Below are 16,756 nucleotides of genomic sequence, written 5' to 3'. Positions count from 1 at the left end.
AAGGGCGCGGCCCGCGGGCTACCCCTGCTGCGCCAGCCACATCCGCCGATAACGTCCCGGCTGCGCCAGCAGTTCGGCGTGCGTGCCCCGCTGCGTGATGCGGCCGTCCTCGAACACCAGGATGCGATCGGCCGCGACGATGGTCGACAGGCGATGGGCGATGACGATGACGCTGCGTTCCGCCACCAGCGTGTCGATGGCCGCCTGCACCGCCAGTTCGCTTTCGGTGTCGAGCGCGGCGGTGGGTTCGTCCAGGATCACGATCGGCGCGTCCTTGAGGATGGCGCGTGCGATCGACAGGCGCTGGCGCTCTCCGCCCGACAGCTTGCCGCCCGCCTCGCCCAGGCGGGTCTGCCAGCCTTGCGGCAGGCGCTCGATGAAGTCCAGGCAATGGGCGGCGCGCGCCGCCGCCCGCACCTCGGCCTCGCCGGCCTCGGGCCGCGCCATGCCGATGTTGCCGATCACGCTGTCGTCGAACAGGTGCACGTCCTGGAACACGGTCGAGATCAGGCGGTTCAGGTCCGCGGGCGGCAGGCCGCGGATATCCACGCCGCCGATCCGGATCGCGCCGCGCTGCGGGTCGGCGTGGCGCATCAGCAGGCGCGTCAGCGTGGTCTTGCCGGAACCGGACGGCCCCACCAGCGCGGTCAGGCCGCGCGCCGGCAGGTCCAGGTCGATGTCGCGCAGCGCCGGGGCAGTGCCGCCGGCGTAGCGGAACTCCAGGTTTTCGATGCGGATGTCCGCCGGCCCGGCCGGGCCGCCCTGCGCGGGCCATTGCGGCAGCGGCGCCACCGCGCGCAGCTCCTCGATGCGGGCCAGCGCGGCTTCAATCAGCGCCAGGACCGTGGTGAAGTTCACGAAAGTCGCCAGCGGTTCGGCAAAGCGCGCCACCAGCACCAGCACCGCGCCCAGCGCCGCGGGCGCCAGGCTGCCCTGCGTGACCCAGAGCATGCCGCAGCCCAGGATCGCCAGCATGCCGGATTCGACGATGGCGGCCACCATCAGCGACGGCTTGGCGCCGCGCCGGTGGTGTTCGCGCTGCAATTGCTCGAGCTGCTCGAAGCCGGCGCGCAGGCGTTCGTTGGCGGCGCCGGCGCGGCCCGTCGCCAGGCACACGGGCAGCCCTTGCATGTATTCGAGCAATTCGGCGTTCAGGGCCTCGTTGGCGCGCCCGGTGGCGCCGTGGCCTCGGTCCAGCGCCGGCCGGCGCCAGCGGTAGAGCGGCACGATGGCGGGGAACACCAGCATCAGCGCCACGCCCAGCCGCCAGTCCCAGGCCAGCAGCGCCACGGCGGCCGCGGCCGGCGTGACGATGGCGCTCAGGATCAGGTTGATCACCGTCAGCGCGTAGTTCATCTGTTCGTCGACGCCGCCCAGCAGCTTGGCGGCGATGCCGCCGGTGCGGTGGGCCTGCAGCGCCTCCAGCGGCATGCGCCGCAACTGTTCTCCCAGCAGCACGCGCAGTTCGTGCGTGGCGCGCGCCATGTGGCCGCGATAGTCGAAGCCCTGCGCCCGCCAGCGCAGGACGATGGCGGCCGCCGCCAGCAGGGTGAAGCCCGCCAGCCAGGCCAGCGCGGCGCGCCAGGGATCGCCGCGGGTCACATGGACGAACAGGGGCACGATGCAGGCCAGCGACAGGCCCTGGCACACGGCGGCGAGCAGCAGCAGGCACAGGCTGGCGCGCAGGCGGCCGGCCTGGCTGCCGGCGCTGCGGAGAAGGCGTCGATAGGTGTCGCGCCAGGGGGCGGGAGGTGTTGTCATGAGGCTTGGTCGCCCAGGGTCCAGCGACGGGCGCGTTGATGGTTGTTCCACAACTGGGCGTAGAGGCCGCCGGCCGCGACCAGGGTGTCGTGCGTGCCGCATTCGGCCAGCCGGCCACGGTCCAGCACCAGAATCTGGTCGGCGTGGCGGATGCTGGCGAGCCGGTGCGCGACCATGATCACGGTGCGGCCGCGCATCAGCGCGGCCAGCGCGGCGCCGACCGCGCGTTCGTTTTCGGGATCGGTGGCGGCGGTGGCCTCGTCCAGCACCAGGATCGGGCGGTCCATCAGCACGGCGCGGGCGATCGTCAAGCGCTGGCGCTGGCCGCCGGACAGGTCCTTGCCGCCCTCGCGCAGCACGGTGGCGTAGCCGTCGGGCAGCGCCAGGATGAAATCGTGCGCCTGCGCGGCCCGGGCGGCGGCCTCGATCTCGGCGGGGCTGGCGTCGGGACGGCCCATGGCGATGTTCTCGGCCACGCTGCCGGAGAACAGGAAGTTGTCCTGGAACACGAAGGCGACGTGCTCGAACAGGGTCTCGCGTTCCAGGTCGCGCACGTCGACGCCGCCCACCAGCAGGCGCCCGGCGTCGATGTCCCAGAAGCGCGCGATGAGCCGCGCCACGGTGCTCTTGCCGGCGCCGGAGCGGCCCACCAGCGCCGTCACCTGGCCGGCGCGCGCGGTGAAGCTCAGGCCGTCCAGCGCGAGGGCGCCGCCATAGCCGAAGCGCACGTCCTCGAAGCGCACGCTGGCGTCGGCAGGACGACGCGCCGGCGCGCGCGCCGGCGGCAGCGGCGTGATCGCCAGCACCTGCTGGATGCGCGCCACGCTCAGCTTGGCCTGGTCGATCATGTGCGCCAGCGACATCATCGGGAACATGGCCTCGGCCATGCCCATGCCAAACAGCAGCAAGGCCAGCCAGACGGGAAAATCGAGCTGGCCCTGCGCCGTCCACCAGGCGCCCAGCCACAGCAGCGCCGCCAGCGTCGGCAGCGGGCCCAGCACGGCGATCGCGAAGCGCGAACTGAAGCTGGCGCCGCGATACCAATCGGTCAGCACGACCAGGTAGCGCTCCAGGGCGCGATGGTAGCGGCCGAAGGTGGTCTGGCCGGTATCGAAGGTGCGCACCACCGGCATCGCCTGCACGTATTCGATGACCGCCGCGCTGACCTGTTCGCGCGCCTGGTGGTAGCGCCGCGTCATGGTTTCGCGCCCGCGCATCGCCAGCGACAGCCCGCCGGCGCCCACCGCCAGCACGCCCACGGCGGCCAGCGCCATGCGCCAGTCCAGTGCGAACAGCAGCGCAGCGCTGAACACCGGCATGGCGTAGGCGCGGGCGAACAGCGGCGTGCTGTCGGCCACGAACACGTGCAGCGCCTGTACGTCGTTCTGCACCACCTTGGCCAGCGGACCGCTGCCCAGCGCCTGCAATTCGCCGAATGACAGCCGTGCAAGGTGCCGGACCAGGTCGTTGCGCAGGATCACTTCCAGGCGGAAGGCGGCATAGTGCGACTGGTTGAAGGCCTGCAGCCGCAGGAAGCAGGCCAGCAGGGTGCAGGCCAGCGCGCCCAGGAACGCGGGCCAGGGGTAGGCGGCCGAGGCCCGCAGCAGGTCGCGCATGGCCAGGGCCAGGCAGCCCAGGCTCGCCAGGCTGCACAGCACGCCGGCCACCGCCAGGCCCATGGCCAGGCGGATCCGGCCGCGCACCGGCCGCATGATTTCCCAGGGCTTGTTCATGCCGCCTCCCGGGGAACCCAGCGCATGGCGGCGAGCAGGCCGAGCACCGCCAGCGCGACCGCCGCGCCGACCACCCCTCCGTAGCCGATGCGTCCGGCCAGCAGGGTGCCGGCCGAGGTCAGCAGCATCGCGAAGAAATGGCTCACGCTCATCTGCAGGGTGTAGTCGGTGGCGGGGCTTTGCGGCGACGACTGATCCATGATCAGCGTGCACAGCACCGTGGCGGCCGGCGTGTACAGCATGTAGTACAGCACCACCGCCACGCCCGTGGTGGCGTGCGACCCCCAGGACATGGCGGGCAGCGCCAGGCCGGCGATGCCCGCCACCTGCAACAGCGCCGCCGACAGGGTGGCGCCGCGCCGCGACCAGCGCTTGAGCAGGCGGCCGTAGGCCAGCGCCACGAGCAGGCCGGCGCTGGCGCCGACTACGTTGAGGACCAGCCCGATGTCGGCGAGCGACCAGCCGGTGTCGATCAGCGAGGGCATGATGACGGCATACCCCAGCGACGCGGAAGCCGGATAGAGCACCAGCAACAGCAGCCAGCGCTTGCGTTGCGGGCCGCGCCAGAAGGCCAGCAGGCGCGCATGGCTGGCGGGCCCGGCGCTGCGCGGCCATTGCGGTTCGCGATACCCCAGCAGCTGGATCCATGACACCGCCGTGAGCGCGGCCAGCAACAGGCAGCAGCCGCGCCAGCCGAGCCTTGGATACAGCATCAGCATCATGCCGCCGCCGACCAGGTTGCCGATCAGGCCGCCGGCGATCTGCAGGCCATTGCCGAAGCCGCGATCGGCCGGGCGGGTCAGCAGCCGGCAGGCCAGGCCGTCGAGCGCCACGTCCTGGGCGCCCGAGAACAGCGCCGTGGCCCAGCACAGCAGGTAGACCGCCGTGAAGTCGGTCCGCAGGTCGAGCATGCCGATCAGGGCCAGGCACAGCACCAGCCCGGCTTGTGTCACCAGCAGCCAGCCGCGGTAGTGGCCGCGCAGGCCGGTGGCGTGGCGGTCGATCCACGGCGCGTACAACGCCTTGAGCGGCCAGGCCATGCCTATCAGGTAGACCAGGCCGAGGGTGTCCAGGCTGGCCCCGCCGTCGCGCAGGATGGCCACCATGGCGATGACGAAGAACATCAGCCCCAGGAACTGGGTGCTGTAGAGGCTGGCCAGCAAGGCCCAGGCGCGGCGCGATGGCATGAGAAGGTTCCGGGTCAATAGGTATAGGAAGCGCCGACCCCGACGGTGCGGCCGCGGGCCGGCGCGCCATAGGCGACCGATGGCGGCGTGAAGTACCCGTACAGGTCGTATTGCCGGTTCAGCAGGTTGCTGCCCCACACGTAGTACTCGGCGCGGCCGTCGGCGATGCCCAGCCGCGCGTTCAGCAACTGGTAGCCGTCGAGTTCTAGGTGGTTCTGCGGGTCGGCCGCGCGTTTGCCGACGTACTGCCAGTCGATGCGGGCGTTGAACACTGGCGCGGACAGGCCTGCCATGGGCGGCATGGCGTGGCGGTAGGTCAGGCCCAGCGTGCCCCCCCAGCGCGAGACGTCGGGCACGCGGTTGCCGGCCTTGACGTCGCCGTCGGCGATGCCGTTGACGGCGGTGGTGATGCGGGCGTCGATGTAGCTCAGGCCGGCGCTCAAGCCCAGGCCGTTGTCCAGTTGCATCGTGCCCCGCAGTTCGGCGCCCTTGCTGCGGGTGTCGGCGTTGAGCGCGTTGACCGCGAAGGTGGCCGAGTCATAGGAAAGCAAGTGGTTGTTGCGCACCTGGTTGAGGTAGACCGCGCCGTCCAGCCCATAGCGCCCGTCGGCGCTCAGGTACTTGAAGCCGAACTCGTAGGCGTTGGTGCTGGCCGCCTTGTAGGGCTGGCTGTCCAACGGCTGCGCGGCGTAGTCGTTGAAGCCGGCTGGGTTGTAGCCGCGGCCGTAGCTGCCATAGAGCGTGGTGGTGGGCGTGAGCGCATAGGCCAGCGCGATGCGGCCGGTGGTGAAGGTATCGTCCAGCTTGCGATGGTCGGTGGTGGCGGCGCCGCCGTCGTGGTATTTGCCGTCATAGGTCTTGCGTACCCACGACTGGCGCAGGCCGGTGGTGAGTTTCCAGCGGCTGGCCACGGGCACGGTCGCTTCGCCATAGATGCCATAGCGGTCGGTGTCGAAGTCGCGGTACTTGGCGCTGGCGTTGCCGTAGGTGTTGCGCGGGGTGTCGTAGGAGCGCCTGGCCTGGGAATACGAAAGGCCCGTCACCCAGAACACCTGGCTTTCCGGCAGCGACGCCAGCCGCAGGTCCTGGGTGAACAGGTGTTCGCGGGTTTCATCGACATTCCAGAATTCGCTGTTGCCGCGGCCCATGACGTTCTGCAGGCGGCGGTCGTAGACCACGGGGCCGATGTTGTAGCTGTCGGTATAGGCGGAGATGGCGGTCAGCCGCGCCTGGTCGAAGCGGTGGTCAAGCTGCAAGGTGTAGCGTTCGACGGTCTTTCTGGCGTCGTCCAGCATCGATGGATCCATGTTCACGATGGGCGGCCGACCGTAGGGCATCAGCACCAGTTGTTCGCCCAGGTGGCGGATCTGGTGGCGTTCGGCCGACACCAGCGCGCTGGTGCGAGTGGTCAGGTCCCACAGCAGGCTGCCGCGGAACGCCAGGTCGCGCGGCTTGGACAGCGGCTGGTCGTTGCGGGCGTTCTCGATCCAGTGATCCGATCCGCCGGCGCGGATGGCGAAGCGGCCGGCCAGCTTGTCGCCCAGCGGGCCGCCGACCGCGGCTTCGGTCAGGAACTGGCGTTCCTGGCCATATTCCGCGCGGGCGTAGCCTTCCCATTCGCGGGTCGGGCGGCGCGTGGTCAGGTTGACCGCGCCGGCCTCGCCCATGCCGCCGAACAGGGTGCCCTGTGGCCCCTTGAGCACCTCGATCTGGTCGACGTCGAGCGTGCCGATGGAAATGTGGCGTGTCGACAGCGGGCTGCCGTCGACATTCAGCGCCACCGAGCTGTCGTCCATGCTCATGGGATAGAGCGCGCCGACGCCGCGGATGTAGATGGTGGACACGTTGGCGCCGCCCGAGGAATTGACGTTGACGCCGGGCGTGGCGCGCAGCACCTGCTCCAGGTTCAGCAGGCGGCGCTGTTCCAGCGTGATGCCGTCGGTGACGTCGACCGTGTAGGGCAGGTCCTTGGCGTTTTCATCGGTGCCGCGCGCATGCACGGTGACGGCGGGCAGGGTGGCGGCATCCGAAGCGGATTGCGCCTGGGTGGGCAGGGCGATGGACAGTGCCAGCGTGGACAGGGAAAGTGCCGGCAGGGCGGGGAGTCGCATGGGGGCCTTCTGGAGATAGGGGGTGGGGCAAGCGCGGTTGGCCGGACCGCGATTGCGGGCTTGATATGAATGGATGATAATGATTTACATTTGTATTGCTACCCGAATCCGATCATCTCCGCCCGAATCGGATCAACTCTGCCTGGTGCGTGTCCCATGAGTTCCGGCCTGATCCCGCTTTCCCGTTTCGTGATGGACACTTCGGTGCTGCGCCTGGGCCCGGGCAGCGTCTGCCGCATCACCCGCATGCCGCTGCAGGACGGCGCCGAACTGGTCTACTGGCATAGCGATTTGCGCGAGGCCATCGAGCTTCCCCTGCAGGATGACAGCGACTACGTCCATTTCAGTTTCAACAGCCGCATGGACGGGCGCGCGGCCTGCCATTTCGACGGCTGGGAAGGCGGCCGCGAGTTCGCGGTGCGCGAGGGCACCGGCACCATCAGCTACGGCCCGGGTCGGCGCGGCCACTATTGCCAGGAAGGCTGCCTGGACAATGTCACCGTCATGGTCCGGCCCGACCTGCTGCGGCGCTGGAGCCACGACCTCGAAGGCGACCTGGCCAGCGGCCTGGCGTCGGCGGCCTGCTTCCTGCACGGCCACGGCGGCGCCGAGCTGCGCGGCACCGCGCACCAGTTGACGCAGGGCCTGGCTGGCGAGGGCGCGGCCTGCCGCCATGGGCTGTGGCTGCAGGCCCAGTCGCTGCTGCTGGTGGGGCTGTTCCTGGAGTCCTGCGGCCGGCCCCTGGCCAGCCTGCCGGTGGCGATGCAGCGCCGCCTGGCGCGGGTGCGCGACCATCTGCTGGCCGACCTGAGCCGTGCGCCCAGCCTGGAGGCGCTGGCGCACGAGGCGGGCGTCAGCGTGCCGACGTTGGCGCGCGCGTTCCGCCGCCACTACGGCCGCAGCATCTACGATTGCTTCCAGCACGAACGCATGCAGCAGGCGCGCGCCGAACTGCTGCGCGGACGGCTGTCGGTGTCGCACGTGGCCGCCGACCTCGGCTACAGCAACCCCAGCCACTTCTCGGCGGCGTTCCGCAAGCAGTTCGGCGTCAACCCATCGGCCCTGCGGCGCGGGGCCTAGCCTTCGCATTTCCGGGACGGCGGCAGGGGAATGGGGCGGCGGATGTGGTGGATATAATATAGTCCCCTACACTATATTTCCCGCGCACCAACCATGGCCCACACCATCCGCCAGAAGGAAAAACTCATCGCCCGCGTGCGCCGCATCCGCGGCCAGCTGGACGGCCTGGAGCGCGCGCTCGAAGCCGAATCGGCCTGCGGCGAAGTGCTGCGCCAGCTGGCCTCGGCCCGCGGCGCGCTCAACGGCCTGACGGCGGAAGTCATGCAGGGCCACCTGGACGAGCACGTCGTGCACGCGGCGTCCGAGGCCGAGCGGGTCGAGGCGGCGCGGGAAATGATGGACGTGATCCGGGCCTACATGAAATAGCGGCCCGCCGGCAGGGGGCCGCCGGTTCATGGCCCCGCGAGCAGGAGCAATCCCATGAATACCCCCTTGACCCATGACCACGTCTTCCTCGGCCAGGACCACCGGCGCAACGAGCGCCGGGTATGGTGGGTCATTGCCCTGACGGCGGGCATGATGGTCGTCGAGATCATCGCCGGCAATCTCTATGGGTCGATGGCCCTGGTGGCCGATGGCTGGCACATGTCGACCCATGCCGGCGCCATGCTGATCACCGCGCTGGCCTACGGCTACGCGCGCCGCCAGGCCCGCAATCCGCGCTTCACCTTCGGCACCGGCAAGCTGGGCGAGCTGGCGGGGTTCGCCAGCGCCATCGTGCTGGCCCTGATCGCCCTGATCATCGGCTGGGACAGCCTGGCGCGGCTGGTCGATCCGGTGCCCATCCGCTTCGACGAGGCCATCGCCATCGCCGCGGCGGGGCTGTTGGTCAACCTGGTGTCGGCCTGGCTGCTGAAGGACGACCATGGCCACGCGCATGGACATGGCGGCCATGGGCATGACCGCGATCATGACCACGGCCACGGCCACGGCCATGACCATGACCATGATCACGGCCACGCGCATTCTCACGCCAGCCCGTCCCACGCCCACGCGCCGGCCGCGGCTCACGCGCACCCGCAACGTAGCCACGACAACAATCTGCGTTCGGCCTACATCCACGTGCTGGCCGATGCCCTGACCTCGGTGCTCGCCATCGCGGCCTTGCTGCTGGGCCGCAGCTACGGCTGGCTATGGGCCGATCCGGCGATGGGCGTGGTCGGCGCGCTGGTCATCGCGCGCTGGTCGTGGGGCCTGATCCGCGACTCGGGCACCGTGCTGCTCGACGCCACGCCGCAGAGCGGGAAAATGCGGCGCGACATCGAACAGGCCCTGGATGCCGGCGACGGCGAGATTGCCGACCTGCATGTGTGGCAGGTGGGGCCGGGCCACTACGCGGCCATCGTGTCCCTGGTCACGCGCCATCCGCGCGACAGCGCGTTCTACAAGGCCAAGCTGGCGCATATCGCCGGCCTGTCGCACCTGACGGTGGAAACCCAGGCCGTCCCGTGAACGGGGCGGCCGGCGGCCTCATTCGCAGGCGTCGGCGTCGCGGCGGGCCGGGTCAATGCAGCGCTCCCAGGCCTGGGCATTCAGCGCCGTCACGGGCAGGAAGCGGGTCATGTCGTGCACGTACAGGAACACCCGCCCCGGCGTCTCGCGCAAGGCCCGGTGAAACGGCGCAATCTGTGCGGACGCCAGCACCACACGGCCCTGGGCATTGCTGACGCCCTTGAGCAGCACGGTCTGCACCTTGGGATCCCACGACGGCAGGCCGTCGCCCTCGACCGTGTCGGGCGGCACGCGCACCACGCGCCAGGGCTCGTCGGGGATCTCGGTGATGACGACCGGCGACGCGCCGGGCGCCACCGGCAGGATCCGGTCCTGCGGGTTGGACGGCAGGGCATAGGCGATCATCGCGCCGTCCCGGTCGGGATCGGGACGTGACCGGTAGACCGCGCGCGTCGTGCCATCGGCGTTCAAGCGCTGCACCCGGGTGCCGAGCGGGCCGGCGCGCTGGTCGATGATGCGCAGCAGGGCGCCGGCATCGTCGCGCACGTAGTACACCGGCCGCGACGGCGCGCCGCCGCAATCGTCCAGGAACACGGCCGTGACGCGGCCGTGGCCGTCACGGCTGACGCAAGCCTGCTGCAGCGCGCTCTGGCTGCGCGCCGACGTGAATTCGGCGTAGGCCGCCAGCCGGCCCTGGGCATCGTAGGCGAGCCGGTAGCCGCCATCCTCGACCTGGCGTCCGCGCACCTGCCGGTAGCGGTCGATGCGGCACAGCCGGCCGTCGGCATCCCGCTGCAACACGGTCGCGCCGGGTTCGCCGGCGCGGCTGGCGTAGACGTTCCAGTCCACCGCGTCGGGCCAGAGGCGCGGCGTGAGATCGCCGTCCTCGGGCACGCTGATCAGCCGGGTGTCGGCCTGCACGCGCTCGCCATGCAGGCCCAGCAAGACGCGCGGGCCGTCCAGCGCCAGCGCCAGCGGCTGGGGGCGCAACGCCACGCCCGCCGGCTCGGCGCCGAAAGGCGTGTCGATGGGCGCGCACGCGGCCCAGCCCAACGTGGGCGCCGCGGCCAGCAGCGCGGCGCCGAGACGGCGCGGCCAGCGGCGGGACATCGTCGCGTCAGCCATGTTGCAGCCCGTCCAGAAAGCGCACCACATCCCAGTATTCCCGCGTCATGGCGCCCAGCCGCAGGCGCGGGCCGTCCTCGAACACCAGGAAGGGATAGGCGTCGCGCTCGAGCTTGCCGTCGGGCGGCAGGCGATAGGGCTTATAGGCGTCGGGGTCGTTGAAATGGCGCTCCAATTGGCCGCCGCCGTCGATATGCAGATACCAGGCGCGCAACCGCAGCGGCGCCTGGCCCGGCGGCGCGTCGGTGTAAGGGCCGCCGTCGCCCGCCACCACCGATTGCCGTAACAGGCCGAGCAGCAGGCGCGCCCGGCCCTGGTAGGCAATTTCCCCCGACACCGTGCCGGCCGGCTGCGCGGCCAACTGGCGCACGAAGGCCACCGCGCGCGATGAGGGCACCACCGTGTCGGCGAAGATGCGTTCGACGTCGGCGTCGGTGGGGTTGGGCACGGCGGCCAGCTGGCGCAGGTCGCGTTCGAAATCGGCCAGCCATTGCTGGTAGCGCTGCGTCTGGGCCTGGCGGTCGAAAGCCTGGGCGGCGGGCGCGCAAGCCAGCCACAGCAATACCGCGGCGCAGCAGAGCGCGCGGCGCATGCGAAGAACGGCGAGACGCGTCGATGCCAGCGGGGGGGAAGACATGCCGGTGGAATCCTTGGGGGAGGACGGGATGCCCGGGATTATGCGCAGAGCGGCGACGGCCTGTCACCCCGGGGGGAGTATCGCCACCGTTGGGCGCTTGAGATTCGCCAACGCTTCGTAACGACTGCGCCCCGGGGCCGGCGTTATGCTCGACCGGGCAGCATTCTTCAGTGAGCGGGGCGCGGACCTGGCGAGCGCTATCGGCGTATAGCGTTCGCGCGTTGCCTGCTTCGTTTCGCGTTTCGCTTCTCATCGCAGGAGACCGATGATGATCAGCAAGAATACGATTTGCCTCTGGTACGACCGTGACGCGCTGGACGCGGCGCGGTTCTACGCACAGACCTTTCCCGACAGCGCCGTGGGCCGCGTGATGCATGCGCCCGCCGACTATCCGTCGGGGCGCGAAGGCGATGTGCTGACCGTGGAATTCACGGTGGCCGGGATTCCCTGTCTCGGCCTGAACGGCGGTCCCGGCATCCAGCACAACCAGGCTTTCTCGTTCCAGATCGCCACTGACGACCAGGCCGAGACCGACCGCTTGTGGAATGCGATCGTCGGCAACGGCGGCTCGGAAAATGTCTGTGGCTGGTGCCAGGACAAATGGGGCCTGTCCTGGCAGATTACGCCGCGCGTGCTGACCGAGGCGCTGGTGGCGCCCGACCGCGCCGCGGCCAGGCGCGCCTTCGAGGCCATGATGCGGATGGGCAAGATCGACGTGGCCGGAATCGAAGCGGCTTTGCGCGGTTGAGCCGGGGCGCGGCTCCGGCGGCGCGCCATCGCGCTCATTGCGCTGATAAGTGAACCCGCGGTAGCGCATCACGGCTTCCGTCAGGAAGACGTTCCGCCCATACGCCTGGTACGAGGCGGTGGAACGCCACGAGTCCGGTGGCGGCGCTTTCGCCGAGCATGCGTTGCAGCCGCCGGACCCGCGCAACGCGGTCAGGCCATTGCTCCTGTCCCTCGAACTTCGGGCGCCGCAAGGCGCCCGTGTCGTTGTTGCCGCCCGTTGTAAATGCCGCCTGCGGCTGCGCGGCATGCGCCGGGCGGGCCGCCCGGGCACGCCAGTTGCGCACGGCGTAATCCACCTGTGCAGACAGAAGGAGCAACGCCATGCAAACCGTATCCGACTTCATGCTGGACCGTCTCGGCCAATGGGGCGTGCAACGCGTGTTCGGCTATCCCGGCGACGGCATCAACGGATTGATTGGCGCGTTCGGGCGCAACGACACGTTGGAATTCGTGCAGACGCGGCACGAGGAAGGCGCCGCCTTCATGGCCTGCGCGCATGCAAAGTTCACCGGGCAGGTGGGCGTGTGCATGGCCACCTCCGGCCCGGGCGCCATCCACCTGCTCAACGGGCTGTATGACGCCAAGCTGGATCACCAGCCGGTGGTGGCCATCGTCGGCCAGCAGGCGCGCAGCGCGCTGGGCGGCGACTACCAGCAGGAAGTGGACCTGGTGAATCTGTTCAAGGACGTGGCGCATGAGTTCGTGCACATGGTGACTTCGCCGGTGCAGGCGCGCCACATGGTCGACCGCGCCATGCGCATCGCCATGGAGCGGCGCAGCGTCACCTGCCTGATCGTGCCGAACGATGTGCAGGACCTGGAGGCGGTGCCGGTGCCGCCGCGCGAACACGGCACCGTGCGCACCGGCATCGGCGTCACCTCGCACGCGGCGGTGCCGCCCGCCACCGCGCTGGCCAATGCCGCCGACATCCTCAATCGCGGCGAGCGGGTGGCGATGCTGGTGGGCGCGGGCGCCCTGTCCGCCGGCAACGAAGTGCGAGCGGTGGCCGAGCGCCTTGGGGCCGGCGTGGCCAAGGCGCTGCTGGGCAAGGCGGTGCTGCCGGACGCGCTGCCCTACGTCACGGGCGCCATCGGGCTGCTGGGCACCCAGCCAAGCTGGGAAATGATGAACGATTGCGACACCTTGTTGATGGTGGGCACGTCCTTTCCGTACGCGGAATTCCTGCCCAGGGAAGGCCAGGCCCGCGCCGTGCAGATCGACGTGGACGGCCGCCAGTTGAGCCTGCGCTATCCGGTGGAGGTCGGGCTGGTGGGCGATGCCAGGCTGACGCTCGATGCGTTGCTGCCCCTGCTTGAACCGAAGGCGGAAAACCCGTGGCGCGAACAGATCGAGAAGTCGGTGCGGCGCTGGCGCGAAACGGTGCGCGCCCGCGCCCTGGTCGATGCCACGCCGGTCAACCCGCAGCGCCCGTTCCTGGAGCTGTCCAGCCGCCTGCCGCCGCACAGCATCGTCACCTGCGACTCGGGTTCGGCCGCCAACTGGTATGCGCGCGACGTTCAGCTGGACGAAGGCATGATGGCCTCGGTATCCGGGGGGCTTGCCAGCATGGGCTGCGGCGTGCCTTACGCGGTGGCGGCCAAGCTTGCGTATCCGGCGCGTCCGGTGATCGCGCTGGTGGGCGACGGCGCGATGCAGATGCTGGGCATCAACGAACTCATCACTATCGCGCACCGCTGGAAGGACTGGAGCGATCCAACCCTGGTGGTGCTGGTGTTGAACAACGGCGACCTGAACCTGGTGACATGGGAGCAGCGCGTGATGGGCGGCGATCCGCGCTTTGCCGACTCGCAGTGGCTGCCGCAATTCTCTTACGCGGACTACGCCCGCCTGTTGGGCCTGGAGGGTATCCGCGTGACCTCGCCCGACGAGGTGGGACCGGCCTGGGACCGGGCCCTGTCGGCCGGACGGCCGGCGGTGCTGGAAGTGGTAACCGACCCGGAAATGCCGCCGCTGCCGCCGCACGTGTCGATGAAGCAATTCGGCGCCTACATGGCGGCCCTGCGCAAGGAGACCGGCGCCGCGGGCAGCGCCGCGTTGCGCGCCACCATCAAACAGTGGTGGGCAGGCTGACAGGGGCCGTGGCACGCGGCTTGCTGGAAGGGCTGGGTCCGGGCTCGCAGCGCGGCTGGCGCGGACGTTTTTTTCAAGGAGGTGTCATGGCTACACAGAACGGCAACGGCACGTTGCGCGACCTGATTTCGGGAACCGAGAACCTGCTGCGCAGCACGGCCAGCTACGGTGGCGCGGAGATCGAAGCGGCGCGCGATCGCCTCAAACAGCAACTCGATGCCGCGCGCGCCGAGGCGCGCGGTTGGGAGAAGCACGCGTGGCGGCGCGCCCGGGAAGTCTCGGCGGCCACCGACGGGTATGTGCACGAGAACGCCTGGAAGAGCATCGCCGGCGCCGTGCTGGTGGGCGCGCTGGCCGGCGCGTGCCTGATGTCGGAAGCCCGGCGCCGCTGAGGGCGGCCTCACTCGTCATTCACAACGATTCATCCTTCAACGACAGACAGCGGGAACAGTCCCGCGGGAGAAACGCGATGGAACAGCAAGCGAATATCGTCGGCGGTCCGAAGTCCAAGGCACTGGGCCCCGGCCCGGAGGTCATGGCCGCCAATACGCTGGAAGGCAACGATGTCTACAACGGCGCCGGCGAGAGCCTGGGGGACATCAAGGCCATCATGATCGACGTGCCGCGCGGCCGCGTGGCCTATGCGGTGCTGGCGCGCGGCGGCGTGCTGGGAATGGGCGAAAAGCTGTTCGCCATTCCCTGGGCGGCGCTGACGCTGGATACGGACCGCAAGTGCTTCGTGCTCAACGTCGACAAGGAGACGCTCAAGAACGCGCCGGGGTTCGACAAGGACAACTGGCCGAGCATGGCCGACGAGACCTGGGCGCGTGAGCTGCACAAGTACTACAACCAGGACATCTACTGGTAGCAACGGGCCGGTGCCCCACGCGCCCGGCGTGTCCTGGCGGCCGGCGGCCTGCGCGTCCCTGCGCGGGCGGGCCGGCCGCCGGCACGGGCTGGGCGTCCCGATGCGGAAAGCATCGCGCCCGGGGTAAAGTCCGATTACAATTCAGCAATTATTCAGGTTGGGCGGCCCGAGGCCCCGACCCCATTGCCAGGGATGACGACACAGATGCGCGACGCCATCAGGATTTTCGTGGGCTGCGACCCGAACGATTGCGACCTCGAACAGATGATGGTGCTGGACTACAGCGCCCGCAAGCATGCCTCGCGGCCGGTCGAGATCACCTGGATGCGCCTGTCGCGCGACCCGGCCAGCCCCTGGTATTGCGATCCCGAACGCGGTCGCGGCTGGCGTACCGAGAAATGGTCGACGCCGTTTTCCGCCTTCCGCTGGGCGGTGCCGGCCGCCGCCGGCTTCGAGGGCCGCGCCCTGTACATGGACGCCGACATGCTGGTGCTGTGCGACCTGGCCGAGATCTGGGACCTGCCCTTCGAAGGCGATGCCATCGTCGCCGGCCGCCGCGACGGCGATGGCTGGCGGTCGTGCGTGGCGCTGTGGGATTGCGCCCGCGCCCGCGACCACCTGCCGGCGCTTGATGCGTTGCGCGCCAAGCGTCACGCCAACCGCGAAATGAAGCACTACTTCGCCGCGCGGCCGCAATTGGTGCGGCACCTGGACGCGCGCTACAACAGCATCGACGGCGAAGGCCTGGCGCCCGACGAGATCGGCATCCTGCATTATTCCGACATGGGCACGCAGTTCTCGCACCGCTACGCCATGCCGCGCCTGCGCGACGAAGGCAGGCGCCACTGGTTCGACGGCGAGGTGGTGGCGCATGCGCGCACCGACCTGGCCGAACTGTTCGACCGCTACTACCAGGAAGCGCTGGCCGCTGGCCACAGGCCCGACGACTACCGCGGCAGCGTGCCGTTCGGCGAGGTGGTCAAGGCCTCGCAGAAGGACTACACCGGCAACCGGCCGCGAGCGCCGCGCCGCTCCTGGATACAGCGGCTCTGGGCCGGCGCGGTCGGCGGCTGAATCCGGCCCCTGCAGGGCCGGGCGGCCGGTCTGGCGGGCGGGCCGGGTTCCGGCGGCGTTGCGCGGCGGCTTTGGGCTTTAATAGCGGCATGTCCCGCGTTCCCCTCATCTCGTATTTCGCCAGCGGCGATGCCTTGCGCAGCCGCGGCGTCGGCGTCGCCACGCCGACCGCCACCCTGGCCCTGCCCGCGCCGCCCGCGCGCCTGCTGGCCGACTGGACGCGCGAGATCGATACCCGCCTGCAACTGGAGCCGGGCGATGTCGAGCAGATGCCGTTGGCGCGCGCCATCGTGCGCTGGCCCGACTATGGCGCCTGCGTGCGCGCCATGCGCGACTGGACCGCGGCGCTCGGCCTGGGCGATGCGCTGGACACGGGCGACATCGCCCTGATGGCTTGCCGCGGCGCCCGCTACCATCATGACGGCAACCAGTACGGCGGCGCCGCCTTCTGCAACCTGTTCCTGAGCGAGGACAAGGGCCTGGATCTGGTTTTCGCCCAGACCGGCCGGCGCATCGCCCTGACGCGCGGCACCGCCGTGTTGTTCGATACCTGCCAGCCACATGGCGTGGTGCCGCGCGGCGCCAGCGTTTTCGACGCCGCCGACTTCGCGGACGGCCGCGATCTGTCGCAGGTATTCCTGACATGGGAACTGCCGATCGAGGACGCCCGCGTGGCGGGCGCGCTGGGCATCGACTTCGACGTCGATGCCGCCGGCGCGGCGCGGCTGGAAGCGGAACAGGTGCGCCGTGGCGACGCGCGCCAATGCGTGCGGCCGGACAGCGGCCAGTGGACCGACGCGGACTGACAGCCGCTCGCCGCGCAGCCCGCGCGGGCGCCTAGCGGGCAC

General features: G+C 70.1%; 16 protein-coding genes. 9 read left to right on the top strand and 7 right to left on the bottom strand.

Features of this window, described 5'->3' with window-relative positions; genetic code table 11:
* Positions 1-18: 18 nt before the first annotated feature.
* Genes AruCF_RS21285 through AruCF_RS21270 form a run of 4 tightly spaced genes read right to left on the bottom strand, consistent with a single transcriptional unit; the run spans position 19 to position 6,792 of the window.
* Positions 19-1,761, bottom strand: coding sequence for an ABC transporter ATP-binding protein (locus tag AruCF_RS21285; RefSeq protein WP_049075964.1), 1,743 nt, complete (start codon positions 1,759-1,761; stop codon positions 19-21).
* The gene (locus tag AruCF_RS21280; protein ID WP_080977589.1) at positions 1,758-3,473 is read right to left on the bottom strand and encodes an ABC transporter ATP-binding protein; all 1,716 of its coding nucleotides are present in this window, start codon (positions 3,471-3,473) and stop codon (positions 1,758-1,760) included. Before AruCF_RS21280 ends, AruCF_RS21285 begins: the two co-directional genes overlap by 4 nt.
* 17 nt (positions 3,474-3,490) lie before the next feature.
* On the bottom strand, positions 3,491-4,681 hold the full coding sequence (locus AruCF_RS21275; RefSeq protein WP_049075961.1) for an MFS transporter: 1,191 nt from the start codon (positions 4,679-4,681) through the stop codon (positions 3,491-3,493).
* A gap of 14 nt (positions 4,682-4,695) precedes the next feature.
* Entirely contained in the window at positions 4,696-6,792 is a 2,097-nt protein-coding gene (locus AruCF_RS21270; protein ID WP_235432693.1) for a TonB-dependent receptor, read from the bottom strand.
* A 156-nt stretch (positions 6,793-6,948) separates the two neighbouring features.
* Between AruCF_RS21270 and AruCF_RS21265 the strand changes: the two genes are divergently transcribed.
* The 3 genes from AruCF_RS21265 (at position 6,949) to dmeF (ending at position 9,324) form a co-directional block, all read left to right on the top strand.
* Positions 6,949-7,872, top strand: a complete 924-nt coding sequence (locus AruCF_RS21265) for a helix-turn-helix transcriptional regulator (RefSeq protein WP_049075960.1) — start codon at positions 6,949-6,951, stop codon at positions 7,870-7,872.
* Positions 7,873-7,965: 93 nt separating this feature from the next.
* Positions 7,966-8,238, top strand: coding sequence for a metal/formaldehyde-sensitive transcriptional repressor (locus AruCF_RS21260; protein WP_049075958.1), 273 nt, complete (start codon positions 7,966-7,968; stop codon positions 8,236-8,238).
* A 54-nt stretch (positions 8,239-8,292) separates the two neighbouring features.
* Positions 8,293-9,324 (top strand): CDF family Co(II)/Ni(II) efflux transporter DmeF, encoded by a 1,032-nt coding sequence (gene dmeF, locus AruCF_RS21255; RefSeq protein ID WP_049075956.1) that lies wholly within the window; start codon positions 8,293-8,295, stop codon positions 9,322-9,324.
* Positions 9,325-9,342: 18 nt separating this feature from the next.
* On the opposite strand, the gene AruCF_RS21250 is transcribed toward dmeF, so the two are convergent.
* Together AruCF_RS21250 and AruCF_RS21245 are read right to left on the bottom strand one after the other, a co-directional pair.
* A complete protein-coding gene (locus AruCF_RS21250; protein WP_235432692.1) occupies positions 9,343-10,449 on the bottom strand; it encodes a hypothetical protein in 1,107 nt (368 codons plus the stop codon).
* The gene (locus tag AruCF_RS21245; protein ID WP_053086023.1) at positions 10,442-11,086 is read right to left on the bottom strand and encodes a hypothetical protein; all 645 of its coding nucleotides are present in this window, start codon (positions 11,084-11,086) and stop codon (positions 10,442-10,444) included. The genes AruCF_RS21250 and AruCF_RS21245 overlap by 8 nt, the downstream gene beginning before the upstream one ends.
* Positions 11,087-11,354: 268 nt before the next feature.
* On the opposite strand from AruCF_RS21245, the gene AruCF_RS21240 reads away from it, so the two are divergent.
* On the top strand, positions 11,355-11,834 hold the full coding sequence (locus AruCF_RS21240) for a VOC family protein (RefSeq protein WP_049075952.1): 480 nt from the start codon (positions 11,355-11,357) through the stop codon (positions 11,832-11,834).
* 34 nt (positions 11,835-11,868) lie between these two features.
* On the opposite strand, the gene AruCF_RS29270 is transcribed toward AruCF_RS21240, so the two are convergent.
* Entirely contained in the window at positions 11,869-12,219 is a 351-nt protein-coding gene (locus AruCF_RS29270; RefSeq protein ID WP_156524680.1) for a hypothetical protein, read from the bottom strand.
* On the opposite strand from AruCF_RS29270, the gene AruCF_RS21235 reads away from it, so the two are divergent.
* The 5 genes from AruCF_RS21235 (at position 12,197) to AruCF_RS21215 (ending at position 16,714) form a co-directional block, all read left to right on the top strand.
* Positions 12,197-13,966, top strand: a complete 1,770-nt coding sequence (locus AruCF_RS21235; RefSeq protein WP_049075951.1) for a thiamine pyrophosphate-requiring protein — start codon at positions 12,197-12,199, stop codon at positions 13,964-13,966. The genes AruCF_RS29270 and AruCF_RS21235 overlap by 23 nt on opposite strands.
* Before the next feature lie 86 nt (positions 13,967-14,052).
* On the top strand, positions 14,053-14,358 hold the full coding sequence (locus tag AruCF_RS21230; protein ID WP_049075949.1) for an ElaB/YgaM/YqjD family protein: 306 nt from the start codon (positions 14,053-14,055) through the stop codon (positions 14,356-14,358).
* Between the two features lie 77 nt (positions 14,359-14,435).
* On the top strand, positions 14,436-14,834 hold the full coding sequence (locus AruCF_RS21225) for a PRC-barrel domain-containing protein (RefSeq protein ID WP_049075947.1): 399 nt from the start codon (positions 14,436-14,438) through the stop codon (positions 14,832-14,834).
* 192 nt (positions 14,835-15,026) lie between these two features.
* Positions 15,027-15,908, top strand: a complete 882-nt coding sequence (locus AruCF_RS21220; RefSeq protein ID WP_235432691.1) for a glycosyltransferase family protein — start codon at positions 15,027-15,029, stop codon at positions 15,906-15,908.
* Between the two features lie 89 nt (positions 15,909-15,997).
* Positions 15,998-16,714 carry a hypothetical protein gene (locus AruCF_RS21215; protein ID WP_049075943.1) on the top strand — a complete coding sequence of 239 codons (717 nt, stop codon included), beginning with the start codon at positions 15,998-16,000 and terminating at the stop codon, positions 16,712-16,714.
* The last annotated feature ends 42 nt before the right edge of the window (positions 16,715-16,756 follow it).

It is taken from the genome of Achromobacter ruhlandii (genome assembly GCF_002082135.1).
GTDB lineage: Bacteria > Pseudomonadota > Gammaproteobacteria > Burkholderiales > Burkholderiaceae_B > Achromobacter > Achromobacter ruhlandii.
The sequence above is the reverse complement of the archived record's forward strand: the minus strand, read 5'-3'. Positions and strand labels throughout refer to the sequence as shown.